The 12403-nt window shown below is 45.4% G+C and carries 17 protein-coding genes and 1 riboswitch; of the genes, 12 read left to right on the top strand and 5 right to left on the bottom strand.

All coding sequences use genetic code 11. The annotated features are described in order from the left end of the window. The first annotated feature begins 4 nt into the window (after window positions 1-4). From comGC to NYE42_RS12750, 6 genes are read left to right on the top strand one after another with little or no spacing between them, the layout of a single operon-like run. A complete protein-coding gene (gene comGC / locus NYE42_RS12775) occupies window positions 5-313 on the top strand; it encodes a competence type IV pilus major pilin ComGC (RefSeq protein ID WP_003153087.1) in 309 nt (102 codons plus the stop codon). Continuing rightward, the gene (comGD, locus tag NYE42_RS12770; RefSeq protein WP_015417817.1) at window positions 303-740 is read left to right on the top strand and encodes a competence type IV pilus minor pilin ComGD; all 438 of its coding nucleotides are present in this window, start codon (window positions 303-305) and stop codon (window positions 738-740) included. The genes comGC and comGD overlap by 11 nt, the downstream gene beginning before the upstream one ends. Beyond that, a complete protein-coding gene (gene comGE, locus NYE42_RS12765; RefSeq protein ID WP_352426500.1) occupies window positions 724-1038 on the top strand; it encodes a competence type IV pilus minor pilin ComGE in 315 nt (104 codons plus the stop codon). Before comGD ends, comGE begins: the two co-directional genes overlap by 17 nt. Further along, window positions 947-1447 carry a competence type IV pilus minor pilin ComGF gene (gene comGF / locus NYE42_RS12760; RefSeq protein ID WP_260854721.1) on the top strand — a complete coding sequence of 167 codons (501 nt, stop codon included), beginning with the start codon at window positions 947-949 and terminating at the stop codon, window positions 1445-1447. Before comGE ends, comGF begins: the two co-directional genes overlap by 92 nt. Next, window positions 1448-1825: a competence type IV pilus minor pilin ComGG gene (gene comGG / locus NYE42_RS12755; protein ID WP_015417814.1), complete on the top strand. Its 378-nt coding sequence runs from the start codon at window positions 1448-1450 to the stop codon at window positions 1823-1825. It begins immediately after the preceding gene. 56 nt (window positions 1826-1881) lie between these two features. Next, entirely contained in the window at window positions 1882-2061 is a 180-nt protein-coding gene (locus NYE42_RS12750; protein WP_003153093.1) for a YqzE family protein, read from the top strand. A gap of 39 nt (window positions 2062-2100) precedes the next feature. Here NYE42_RS12750 and NYE42_RS12745 read toward each other — a convergent pair whose 3' ends face one another. Then, on the bottom strand, window positions 2101-2430 hold the full coding sequence (locus NYE42_RS12745; protein ID WP_012117979.1) for a DUF3889 domain-containing protein: 330 nt from the start codon (window positions 2428-2430) through the stop codon (window positions 2101-2103). A gap of 258 nt (window positions 2431-2688) precedes the next feature. Here NYE42_RS12745 and tapA point away from each other — a divergent pair, with 258 nt between their 5' ends. From tapA to tasA, 3 genes are all read left to right on the top strand, one after another. Further along, window positions 2689-3360: an amyloid fiber anchoring/assembly protein TapA gene (gene tapA / locus NYE42_RS12740; RefSeq protein WP_095352946.1), complete on the top strand. Its 672-nt coding sequence runs from the start codon at window positions 2689-2691 to the stop codon at window positions 3358-3360. Continuing rightward, on the top strand, window positions 3332-3916 hold the full coding sequence (gene sipW / locus NYE42_RS12735; protein WP_015240205.1) for a signal peptidase I SipW: 585 nt from the start codon (window positions 3332-3334) through the stop codon (window positions 3914-3916). The genes tapA and sipW overlap by 29 nt, the downstream gene beginning before the upstream one ends. Before the next feature lie 64 nt (window positions 3917-3980). Next, window positions 3981-4766 (top strand): biofilm matrix protein TasA, encoded by a 786-nt coding sequence (gene tasA / locus NYE42_RS12730; protein ID WP_007408329.1) that lies wholly within the window; start codon window positions 3981-3983, stop codon window positions 4764-4766. A gap of 47 nt (window positions 4767-4813) precedes the next feature. Here tasA and sinR read toward each other — a convergent pair whose 3' ends face one another. The 4 genes from sinR to NYE42_RS12710 form a co-directional block, all read right to left on the bottom strand. Beyond that, window positions 4814-5149: a transcriptional regulator SinR gene (gene sinR, locus NYE42_RS12725; RefSeq protein ID WP_003153104.1), complete on the bottom strand. Its 336-nt coding sequence runs from the start codon at window positions 5147-5149 to the stop codon at window positions 4814-4816. Between the two features lie 33 nt (window positions 5150-5182). After that, entirely contained in the window at window positions 5183-5356 is a 174-nt protein-coding gene (gene sinI, locus NYE42_RS12720) for an anti-repressor SinI (RefSeq protein ID WP_003153105.1), read from the bottom strand. 176 nt (window positions 5357-5532) lie between these two features. Continuing rightward, on the bottom strand, window positions 5533-6327 hold the full coding sequence (locus NYE42_RS12715) for a YqhG family protein (protein WP_007408330.1): 795 nt from the start codon (window positions 6325-6327) through the stop codon (window positions 5533-5535). 21 nt (window positions 6328-6348) lie between these two features. After that, window positions 6349-8019: an SNF2-related protein gene (locus tag NYE42_RS12710; protein ID WP_063094778.1), complete on the bottom strand. Its 1671-nt coding sequence runs from the start codon at window positions 8017-8019 to the stop codon at window positions 6349-6351. 144 nt (window positions 8020-8163) lie between these two features. After that, window positions 8164-8264: riboswitch (glycine riboswitch) on the top strand. A 178-nt stretch (window positions 8265-8442) separates the two neighbouring features. Here NYE42_RS12710 and gcvT point away from each other — a divergent pair. Genes gcvT through gcvPB form a run of 3 tightly spaced genes read left to right on the top strand, consistent with a single transcriptional unit; the run spans window position 8443 to window position 12373 of the window. After that, the gene (gene gcvT, locus NYE42_RS12705; RefSeq protein ID WP_332275795.1) at window positions 8443-9543 is read left to right on the top strand and encodes a glycine cleavage system aminomethyltransferase GcvT; all 1101 of its coding nucleotides are present in this window, start codon (window positions 8443-8445) and stop codon (window positions 9541-9543) included. A gap of 15 nt (window positions 9544-9558) precedes the next feature. Next, window positions 9559-10905 carry an aminomethyl-transferring glycine dehydrogenase subunit GcvPA gene (gene gcvPA, locus NYE42_RS12700; protein WP_352426499.1) on the top strand — a complete coding sequence of 449 codons (1347 nt, stop codon included), beginning with the start codon at window positions 9559-9561 and terminating at the stop codon, window positions 10903-10905. After that, entirely contained in the window at window positions 10898-12373 is a 1476-nt protein-coding gene (gcvPB, locus tag NYE42_RS12695; RefSeq protein ID WP_007408334.1) for an aminomethyl-transferring glycine dehydrogenase subunit GcvPB, read from the top strand. Before gcvPA ends, gcvPB begins: the two co-directional genes overlap by 8 nt. Window positions 12374-12403 lie beyond the last annotated feature (30 nt).

Raw genomic sequence — 12403 nt, 5'->3', positions numbered from 1 at the left:
GGGAGTGCTTCGTCTGAAAAATCAAGATGGATTTACTTTAATTGAAATGCTGATCGTTTTATTTATCGTTTCCATTCTGCTTTTAATCACCATTCCTAACGTTACAAAACATAATCAAAGCATTCAGCATAAAGGCTGTGAAGGACTGCAGAATATGGTGAAAGCCCAAGTGACGGCGTACGAAATCGACCATGAAGGTAAAATGCCGGATATGAACGATTTACAATCAGAAGGGTATATCAAAAAGAATACAGCCTGCCCGAATGGTAAACAGATCTTAATTAGTGGCGGAGAAGTTACAGTTGAACAATAACAGGCGGACAGAAAATGGGTTCACCCTTCTTGAAAGCCTGATTGTGTTAAGCCTGGCGTCCGTCCTGCTGACGGTTTTGTTCACGACGGTTCCGCCGGCCTGCACCCACCTTGCCGTGCGGCAAAAAACAGAACAGCTCCAAAAAGATATTCAGCTTGCTCAGGAAACGGCTATCGCAGAACATAAAAGAACAAAAATCACTTTTCTTCCAAAAGAGCATAAATACAAACTGCAGTCAGGCGGAAGGATTGTCGAGCGTTCTTTTGATTCGCTTCACATTACACTTGTGACTTTACCGGAGAGCCTTGAATTTAACGAAAAAGGCCATCCGAATTCGGGAGGAAAGATTCAATTGAAGAGCGCCGGGTTCACCTATGAGATCACAGTTTACTTAGGGAGCGGAAATGTCCATGCTAAACGGAAATAAGGGGTTCTCTACTATTGAAACACTATCAGCAATGGCCATTTGGCTGTTCCTTATGACGTCTATCATTCCGGTCTGGACGGGCATGCTGACAGATGGTCCGAAAATAGAAGATCGCTATGAAGCGTACCAGCTTCTTCAGAAACATATCAGCACTTATATGATGACCGGAAAAAAGCCGCCGTCTCCCGGTGTGAAGTGGAAGGAGGATGGTGAGTATTACAAAGTGTGTACGGCTGACCGCGGCGAAAAAGAAATGTGCCTCAGCATTCTCAAAACAGACTGGTTTTACGCTTCTTAATGTTTTGTTCTCCTTGGCAGTCTGTCTTTTCCTATCAGGCACCTTGGGCCCGATTTTACATCTGTTTTTATCAAACCGGACCGATAACGGCGGATTAGACAGCCGGGAGCATCAAATTGCCGTTCAGCAGATCATGAACGAATGTAAACAGGCTGAGACTGTGAAGCCGGCGGACGGCGGACGGGCGTTAGCATGCCGGAAAACAGGAGACGAAGAAGTGCGTTTTGAAATTTATCATAAGATGATAAGGAAAAGAGTAAACGGAAAAGGCCACGTGCCGATCCTGCAAAACGCGGCATCATTAACGGCTGATGTGAAAAACGGCCTGCTCTTATTAGAGATCTCAAGCGTTACAGGTAAAAAGAATCAGGCGGTCATTCCGGTTTACAGCTCTTTTAAAGGTGATTAAATGTACAAATCTGACGGTTTTATATATCCCGCGGTTCTGTTTGTTTCTGCCGCAGTTTTACTTGTCATCAGCTATACTTCCTCTGATTTCATCACCCGAAAAACATTTGCAAAAGAGGCCGGGGAGTACTGGATCGGAGAGAACCTGCTCCAAAACGGCGCGCTGCTGTCAAGCCGCCATATGACACAGGGACAAAAGGTCCAAACTGGTACACAGCGTTTTCCGTATGGCACCGTTTCTTTTCACATCACGGGGAGTGATCGCCGGGAAACGGTTCAGGTTACAATTCAGGCGGAAACCACGACAGGTACGAGACGGGAGGCTCACCTTTTGTTCGATCAGAAGAAGAAACAGCTGATTCAATGGACGGAAGTATAAAAAAGAGGCGGCGGGACAACACTTCATAGTAAAGACAGCACTATGAGGTGAGAGCCGTGAAAACAAATGATTATGTAAAATATATGACTGAGCAATTCGTTAAATATTTCGATACGCCGAAACAGGAACGGAGAGAGCGAAAAGAAGTGCGGAAAGAAAAGAAAGTGCCGGCTTCTCAGCACTGGTTCGGAATATTGCCGTATAGTTTTAAGCTGTGGATGCAGCGGAAAAAATAAAGTGAATCACACGAAAGGTCCTCCTGATACAGGAGGGCCTTATTGGTATTCCTCAATGACGGCAATTTTATTTACCTTTTGGCTGTAGGGATTAAAAGAAATCGTAACAAACACACCAAATTCTTTTGCGCCATCCCGCAATGTCAAGTGGTATTGCTTGACTGCTTCGTCCGTTCTTTTCCGATCCCACACCTTTTGAATAAATAACGTTTGGGCGAGCGGATATCTTTTTTTAGCTTCCTTTTCTGCTAACTTTTCCCATTTTGATTTATGGTGAACAGCATAATAAGGCACCGTTTCCGCCTGAGCTGTTCCTGAAACCCCGAAAACAAGAAGAGAAAGGCAAATCAGACTTTGTTTGATCATCATTCTTCGTCCTTTCGCTGTATATACTTGCCATTTTGTTCTAGGCACCTCGTTATTTTCTCACGTTTTATTAGAAAAAATTCCAAAAAGGTGTGTAATTTGAAGCAAAACGCTGTTTTTAAAAGATACCATTCTCAAAAACGAACAATTTGACCGATTTTGACATTTTTCAAGACGATAATCCTTGATTATACTTTGTTCATACGGTTCTTTAAAGAGAACGGTTGTCATATTTATTAACAGTTTTACAGGGGGTAAGGCATGTTCCGATTGTTGCGAATGGAAAAAAAGGGCAAGGTGAGATGGCGGATGATGCTATTGTTACGGCTTTCGTTCATTTTTTGCCTGTCCGTGACGATATGTGCTCAGTTCACAGGTGATACAAGTTCCTCCTTCAATGATGTGAAAAGCTTCAGTCTCCCGGTTCAAACGTGCGGAGATTTTCAATATACGGATGACGATTGCCGTTATGACGAACGCTGGGATCAAAGTGATTTACATATAACAAATCAAACTGATACGTCAGGCACCGTGTGTGCGCCGCTTCAGCTCTATGCCGAGCTGGAGAATAAGGGAAAAGAGCGGACTGTTTCTGACTGGAAATGGGAGCTCCATAAAATTGCTTCTCAGCAGCAGCCTTTACGAAACGGCAATGTTGTGGATAAAGGGCTTATTACTGATAAAAAAAGCAAAACGATTTATAAAATTGAGTCAAAGCGGTCTTTGAAGCCGGGCATATACGCATTCAAGGTTTACAAGCCTGAAGGGTATCCGGCGGACGAAGAAAAATTTGAGTGGTCAAAACCGATGAAACTCGTCAAATGCCGGGAACAGGCGACCGTTTCCGATCTAAAGAAAACGGAGAAAGAGCCGGCTGAGCCGGTAAAAGAAAGCGGGGAAGAACATGAAAAAAACGCTGAAACTGATCAGTAATATTTTGTATGCCGTCATCTTCAGCTTGATTATTGTGCTGACGTTAACGGTGATTTCGACCCGGGCTTCCGGGGGGGAGCCGGCCATCTTCGGCTATACGCTGAAATCCGTGCTGTCGGGTTCAATGGACCCGGAATTTAAGACGGGTTCGCTCATAGCGGTAAAGAAAATTTCTGACGTGAATGACTTAGAAAAAGGGGATGTGATCACCTTTACGCAAGATGACGGAACAGCCGTCACACACAGAATAATCGGGATCACAAAAAAGGACGGGAACCTGCTGTTTGAGACAAAAGGGGACCATAATGCCGCCCCGGATGCCGCACCCGTTCAAGCTGAAAAAGTGGCGGCCCAGTATACGGGATATCAGCTTCCGTATGCCGGATATGTCATCCATTTGGCCAGCCAGCCGATCGGAACGGCGATTCTGTTAATCGTTCCCGGCGTCATGCTTTTGATTTACTCAATAACAGTCATTGTCAGCGCCCTCCGCGATATTGAGCGGAAAACGAAAGCGCTGGAAGAACATGCGAAAAAGGGAACCATCTCCACATGAATACGGTTGCAACCTGGCGACAGGATTTGATAACAAAAATAAAAAGTAAGGGGAGAGTACAAACATGGGTATGAAAAAGAAATTAAGCTTGGGCGTTGCCTCAGCCGCACTCGGTTTAGCATTAGTAGGAGGAGGCACATGGGCCGCATTTAATGATGTGAAGTCGACAGACGCTACATTTGCGTCAGGAACACTTGATTTATCGGCTAAAGAACAATCAGCCAATGTCAATTTGTCAAACTTAAAACCAGGTGATAAATTGACGAAAGATTTTGAATTCAGAAACAACGGTTCACTTGCCATTAAAGAAGTGCTGATGGCTTTGAATTTTACTGACTTTAAAGGAGCAAAGAAAGGAAATGAATCTGCGGAGGATTTCCTCAGCCAGTTTGAAATTACGGTTCTGACAGTCGGTAAAGAAGGGGGCAACGGCTATCCTAAAAATATCATTTTGAAGGCGGCCAGCCTGAAAGACTTATACTTAATGTCAACAAAACAGGATAAAGCAGCTGCCGAAGCGATCAGCAAGCACATTGATCCGAAATTCCTGAGTGAGAGCGGAAAAGTCAATGTAGCAACCATTAACGGCAAAACAGCTCCTGAGTACGACGGAGTTCCGAAAACGCCTGCTGATTATGACCAGGTGAGAATGGAAATCCAATTTAAAAATGACACCGCAAAAACTGCGGACGGATTAAGTGTGCAAAACAAGTTCCAAGGCAATGCGATTTCTCTTCAATTCTCTTTTGAAGCAACGCAATGGAACGGCTTGACCATTACGAAAGATCATACGGATAAAGACGGTTACGTCAAGGAAAATGAAAAGGCTCACAGTGAGGATAAAAACTAATCCGAAAGTCGGACAGTTAAAAGAGGAGTTGTGCACATATGGCGGCACTACTCCTCTTTTTGCGCTTTTCTCCATTTTTGATAATCTAAAAATTCACGAAATTGTTTTTTTGATACCCCGGATGTCATCGCATCGCGAACTAATTTCTCCCATTCACTATCTAATTGACCATCGTATTCGGTTTCATGTTTTTCATCAAGTAAAGTATGAACCGAGACGTCCAGAACAGCGGAGACTTTTTCGAGAAATTGAATGGAGGGGTTCGTCTGTAAATTTCGTTCTATTGAGCTTAAATAAGACTTCGCTACCCCAGCTTTTTCAGCTAGTTCTGATAGTGAGTAGCCTTTTTCTTTTCGGTATTGTTTAATACGCTGGCCAATCAATGTCATCACCTTCCTTGTGATATTATAGCACATTCAGAAAGGATTTACGGTATGACTTCTGGCTGCCTGGATATGTTGAGAAGACTTTTTATGCGAAAGCAGGTATTTGCGTATTTCTTCTAGGCTGATATTTGCTTTTTGGGCTTCTAATATCAGCTCAACCCATTCCTTATCTAATTGCGAAAATTCCATTTTTGCATTTTTCATGCATTTTCTCCTCCTAAAATACTTGTTTATGTATTTCAGCCAATCCGCCCATGACCTTATCTTTACATGTCTGGAAGTGATTCATCGCATGCGAAACGCCAGAAATTTTTTCTATATACTTTTATTATAATATAGAATTTCCAGAAAAAACGGGAAAGGTGTCGAATGGATAACGCTTATCCAGAAAAATTACTTTGCAGGAAAAATAAACCGCCGTTTTCAATCTGAATGTGAATGTTCGGCTGATATAAGGCTTTCAGCGCTTGTTTTTCCAAATGGTATTCCTCAGGTTTTTCCTCTGTCTGCTCATAAAACTGATCGAGCAGCCTGAGGTCCTTTTTCCATCTGGCGATCGCGCTGTCAGCCCAGTCTGACGGCTCTTTGGCGGCAGCGTCTTTTAAGTAATGCTCCATTCTTTTAATTCCGCTTTCCGGCTTAATCATCGGCGATATGGTAAAGCAATAGTCTGATATTTGCGAGGTCAGCGGAAGCGGTGCAAGCTTCTGCTGAAACCCTTCTATAATTGTTCCAGATACAAGATGCAGGCCTAAAGACAAAAGTCTGTCTTTTTTCATGTCGGATTGGTATGAAATCACTACATTTAATCCAAGCCAGGGCTGAAGCGGCACTCTGGCTCCGGCTGATACAATTTTCTCATATATTCTTGTAAATCTCCCATTTTGTTTAACTGCTTGAAAGATTTGAAAGAGGCGCGGGGCTCCAAAGTAAATAAATTCGCCGTCCATATCCTCCGGAGCCGTTTCTTTATCAGTGATGAACGTGATCTTCATCGGGTTCGGTTCGCCGCCCGTTTTTTCACGCCAATGCCAATAAAACGGGCGGTTCATAATTTGTTTGTCCATCTCGACCGTCAACTGAACCGTCATAAAACCCGGCCCGTGTTCTGTAATCGGACAGTGGTTCGCTTCAAAAAAGCGCAGTAAAAATTCGTGAACCTCCTGCTGTCTCATGTCGCGCTTCCTCCTTTTAGATTAAGATCCTTTTTTTCTGGCGGGCTTTTCCGTACCGTACGACAGAAAAGAGGTGAGATTGTCCATTTTGATTCTCATTTCTTCCTCTGTCAGCGAATGGCATAAAATATCATGCAAATGGTCTTCAAAATTGCTCACTTTGATTTTTGTTAAGATGTCATCTAATTCTCCGACGACATTTTCAAATAATTGAATTTTGTCATACAGAAGTTTTAAGATATGCTCTTCCACCGTATGTTTTGTCGCCATATTGTAGATATGGACATCTCTTTCCTGACCGAGTCTGTGAATCCTTCCGATTCTTTGTTCAAGCCGCATCGGGTTCCACGGGAGGTCATAATTGATAATATGGTTGCAGAATTGCAGGTTGATCCCTTCGCCTCCGGCTTCTGTAGCGATCAGCACCTGCACTTTGCCGCGGAAGAGATCCTTCATCCAGTCTTTTTTTCCGCGTTTAAATCCGCCTCTGAACGGAACGGAGCTTATGCCGTTCTGCTGAAGGAACCATTGCAGGTAAATCTGTGTCGCCCTGTATTCAGTAAAAATAATGACTTTGTCATTAATCTTTTGGATCAAGTCAACAACTTGAATCGCTTTTGAGTTTTGCGTGACTTGATTGATGCGGTCCATTAAATTAGCGATCGTCTGATCATCGAATGCGGGCGCTTGTTTGTCTTTTTGGTCAAGCATTTTTTTGAGCGTCATATACACGGCTTCCCTGCTTGAACAGCATTCTCTTTGCAGCGTCATAATGGAAAATGCGCTGGCGGGCTTTTCCGTGCCGTTTTTCAGTGCGGCGATGTCATCGTAAAGCGCCTGTTCCGTCGGTGAAAAGGTGATCGGCACTGTTTCCACGTGGCGCTTCGTCCATGTAAGGCCGGTGTCGCTCCGCGTGTTGCGGATCATCACCTTATTGACGAGTTCTTTCAAATGCTCATGAGCGTCAATCCCGTCCTTCTGATTGAAGGTTTCTTGAAATCCGCTTTCGTTTCCTAAATGGCCGGGCTTTAACAGTGACACTAAATTGAAGATTTCTTCGATCCGGTTTTGAATCGGCGTTGCCGTCAAAAGCAGGCAGTATTTCTTCACAAGACTTCTCGCAAATTCATAATTTTTCGTTTTGCTGTTTTTGAGCTTGTGCGCCTCGTCAATAATGACGAGATCATACGGAATAGAAAGGACAATGTCTTTGTGAGGCGAGCGTTTGGCCGTATCAATAGAAGAAACGACGATATCGCACTGTTCCCACACATAGCTTTTCTTCTGTTCAACAGCGGGTATTAAAAACTTCTCCTGAAGCTCTTTCACCCACTGGGAAACGAGTGATGCCGGCACAAGAATCAGGATTTTTTTGGCCAGCCCGCGAATCATATATTCTTTTAAAATCAGGCCCGCTTCCACCGTTTTTCCGAGCCCCACTTCATCAGCCAAAATCGCCTTGCCGTTCATTTTTTCAACGACTTTCTGCGCGACCTCAAGCTGATGGGGAAGCGGAGTGAAATCGGGCAGGTATAAAGGAGCCCTCAACCCTTCAAATTCAGGAATGGCAAGGGTCTGCTGGACTTCAGCCGACAGTTTGTACATCTCCCAATTTGACCAGGGACCGTCCGTTTTCAGCCGCTCAGAAAACTCTCCCGGCCAGTTTGCATCAAATATGATCTCTGCTGTCATATGTAACAAAACCGCCTTTCTTTTAAAAAACTGATTTATCATAATTTTTGTTGCCGGACGTAAATGAGGGTGGTAGGATATAAGTAATGATTTCACTAAAAGATATTGCTTTAGTATGTCCATAAAATTGGTAAATATGAGCGAATGACAGCAAGGGGAGAGACTCGGACGAAAGATGGGCGTCCGGGCGCCGAAGGAGCAAACTGCGGAGTGAATCTCTCAGGCAAAAGAACTCTTGCTCGACGCAACTCTGGAGAGTGTCTGCACTTAGAAGAAGCAGGCCACCAAAGGGGACGTCTTTATGATATGTTCATAAAGTAAACTTTCAGGTGCCGGGACAGAGAAACCTTCATTTTCATGAGGTGTTTCTCTGTCCTTTTTTATATGTTTTTACAATGCGCCAATGACTGAAGGGGGAAGATGATGCTGAAACGAACACCGCTTTATGACGTGTATAAAGAATACGGCGGAAAAACGATTGATTTTGGAGGATGGGAGCTGCCGGTTCAATTTTCTTCTATTAAAGAGGAGCATGAAGCCGTCCGCACAAAAGCGGGCCTGTTTGATGTGTCCCATATGGGGGAAGTTGAAGTATCCGGTAAAGACGCCCTGTCTTTTCTGCAAAAAATGATGACAAATGACGTTGCCGATTTAAAGCCGGGAAACGCGCTCTATACCGCCATGTGTTATCCTGACGGCGGTACGGTCGATGACTTGCTGATCTATCAGAAAAGCGAGAGCTGCTATCTGCTCGTGATTAACGCGTCTAATATTGAAAAAGACATCGCTTGGCTGACGGAACATACGGAAGGCGATGTCACGCTGACGAATCAGTCTGACGGGATTTCACTGCTTGCCGTTCAGGGGCCGAATGCTCAGTCGGTTCTTACGAAGCTGACTGAATGTGATTTGTCCTCCTTAAAGCCGTTTACGTTTATTGATGGGGCGGACGTTGCCGGACGACAAGTCCTGCTTTCGAGAACAGGCTATACCGGTGAAGACGGGTTTGAGTTATATTGCCGCAATGAAGATACGGTTCATCTATTTAAGGAGATACTTGCAGCGGGAGAGCATGAAGGCCTCGTTCCGTGCGGCCTCGGCGCCCGTGATACGCTGAGATTTGAAGCGAAGCTTGCTTTATACGGTCAGGAATTGACGAAAGATATTACACCGATTGAAGCCGGAATCGGATTTGCCGTGAAACACAAGAAAGATTCGGATTTTTTCGGGAAGTCTGTATTGCGCGAACAGAAAGAAAAAGGAGCCCCGCGAAAGCTGGTCGGACTTGAGATGATTGAAAAAGGGATTCCGAGACACGGGTACGCCGTGAAAAAAGACGGTGTTCCGATCGGTGAAGTCACGACAGGCACGCAATCTCCGACTTTAAAGAAAAATATCGGCCTTGCCTTAATCAAAACGGAATTCAGTGAAGTCGGAACGGAAGTAGAAGTGGAAATCCGTAAAAAAACGGTAAAAGCGAAGATTGTCCGCACACCGTTTTATAAACGTCCAAAACAGAGCTGAAAAAAGGAGAGTCATATGAAGCATCGATATTTGCCCGCGACAGAACAGGATAAAAAAGAAATGCTGAAAGCCATCGGCGCAGAAACAATTGATGAACTGTTTGCCGATATTCCGGAAGATGTGAGGTTTCAAAAAGACTACCAAATTAAAAAAGCAAAGTCAGAAACTGAGCTGACGATAGAGCTGACAAAGCTTGCGGCGAAAAATAAAGACGCTGTTACATATGCATCTTTTCTGGGTGCAGGAGTGTACGATCACTACCAGCCGGTTATCGTCGATCATGTGATATCCCGATCAGAGTTTTACACGGCATATACGCCTTATCAGCCTGAAATCTCACAAGGAGAGCTGCAGGCGATTTTTGAATTTCAAACGATGATCTGTGAATTAACGGGAATGGATATCGCAAACTCCTCTATGTACGACGGGGGAACGGCGCTGGCGGAAGCGGCGATGCTTGCATCGGGACATACGAAAAAGAAAAAAATCGTCATTTCCGCAGCCGTACATCCGGAATCGCGGGATGTTTTGAAAACATACGCAAAGGGCCAATATATTGAGGTTGTAGAGGTGCCCGCGAAAAACGGCGTCACAGATCTTGAAGCATTGGAACATGCCGTTTGTGATGAAACGGCCGCCGTCATCGTCCAGTATCCGAACTTCTTCGGACAAATCGAGCCGTTAAAGGACATTGAGCCGCTCGCACATAAAGGAAACAGCCAGCTGATTGTTTCTTCAAACCCGCTCGCGCTCGGTATTTTGACACCGCCCGGGGCATACGGAGCTGATATCGTTGTCGGGGACGCGCAGCCTTTCGGCATACCTGCGGCGTTCGGCGGCCCGCACTGCGGCTATTTTGCAGTAACGAAAAAACTGATGAGAAAGGTGCCGGGCCGGCTTGTCGGCCAAACGGAAGATGAAAACGGGCGAAGAGGTTTTGTTCTCACCCTTCAGGCGCGTGAGCAGCATATCAGAAGAGACAAAGCCACGTCTAACATTTGTTCAAATCAGGCGCTGAATGCTTTAGCAGCTTCAGTCGCGATGACGGCGCTCGGAAAAAACGGCGTCAAAGACATGGCCCGCCAAAATATATTGAAAGCTGATTACGCGAGACGCCAAGCGGAAAAAGCCGGCTTGCACGTAGCATTTGACGGCCCGATATTTAATGAATTTGCCGTCAGGCTGAATCTTCCCGTCAAGGAAGCAAACCGGCGGCTCCTGCAAGACGGCATAATCGGCGGATATGACTTAGGCCTTGCGTATCCGGAACTGAATCAGCATATGCTCATTGCCGTCACAGAGCTGAGAACAAAAGAAGAGATCGATTCGCTTATTGCGGGATTGGGGGATCAACATGAATAATCAAGATCAGGCGCTTATTTTTGAAATGTCCCGCGAAGGGCGTATCGGTTACAGCCTTCCGGAGCTTGATGTGCCGGAAACAGAGCTTGAAAGCCTTCTTCCCGGTGACTATATCCGCGATGAAGACGCAAAGCTGCCGGAAGTATCAGAGCTCGATATTATGCGGCATTATACCGCTCTTTCTAAGAGGAACCACGGAGTTGATTCAGGCTTTTATCCGCTCGGCTCCTGTACGATGAAATACAATCCGAAATTAAATGAAAAAATTGCCCGGATCGCAGGTTTTTCCGCTATTCATCCGCTTCAGGACGAGGACACGGTTCAGGGGGCGCTTGAGCTTTTATACGATTTAAGCGGACACTTGGAGGAGATTACGGGCATGGATGAGGTGACGCTGCAGCCTGCGGCGGGCGCTCACGGCGAATGGACCGGCCTGATGATGATCCGCGCCTATCACGAAGCGCGGGGAGACTTCGGACGGACGAAGGTGATTGTCCCTGATTCAGCCCACGGTACGAATCCGGCATCCGCCACGGTCGCCGGTTTTGAAACGATTACCGTCAAGTCAAATGAGCACGGACTGGTTGACATTGAAGATTTGAAAAGAGCGGTAAACGAAGAAACAGCGGCGCTGATGCTGACGAATCCGAACACCCTCGGGTTATTTGAGGAAAACATTACGGAAATGGCTGAAATCGTCCATCAGGCCGGCGGAAAGCTTTATTATGACGGAGCGAATTTAAATGCCGTTTTAAGTAAAGCTAGACCGGGAGATATGGGATTTGACGTCGTTCACCTTAATCTGCATAAAACATTTACCGGGCCGCACGGCGGGGGAGGACCGGGCTCAGGTCCGGTCGGAGTGAAAAAAGAATTCATTCCGTATCTGCCGAAACCCGTTCTCACGAAAAAAGAGGGCCGTTTGACTTTTGACTATGACCGGCCGCAGTCGATCGGGCGTGTAAAACCTTATTACGGCAACTTCGGCATTAATGTCAGAGCCTACACGTATATCCGTTCCATGGGGCCTGACGGCTTAAAAGCTGTGACCGAAAACGCGGTTTTAAATGCAAATTATATGATGAGAAGACTCGCGCCTTATTATGATCTTCCGTATGACCGTCATTGCAAGCATGAATTTGTGTTATCGGGAAGAAGGCAGAAAAAGCTCGGCGTACGAACGCTTGATATTGCCAAACGGCTTTTGGATTTCGGCTATCATCCGCCGACTGTGTATTTTCCTCTCAATGTTGAAGAAAGCATCATGATCGAACCGACGGAAACGGAATCAAAGGAAACGCTAGATGCGTTTATAGATGCCATGATTCAAATTGCGCGGGAAGCGGAGGAATCGCCTGAAATCGTTCAGGAAGCGCCGCATACAACAGTTGTCAAAAGAATGGATGAAACCAAGGCGGCAAGAAAGCCCGTTTTAAAATACGAACGTACACTTGACGGCAGCCGCTGACACGGTGTAAAAAAAGAGCTGTCCGTTTTA

This window comes from Bacillus sp. FSL K6-2865, assembly GCF_040311405.1.
In the GTDB taxonomy this organism is placed as follows: Bacteria; Bacillota; Bacilli; order Bacillales; family Bacillaceae; genus Bacillus; species Bacillus velezensis.
This window is presented reverse-complemented; position numbering and strand designations above follow the sequence as displayed.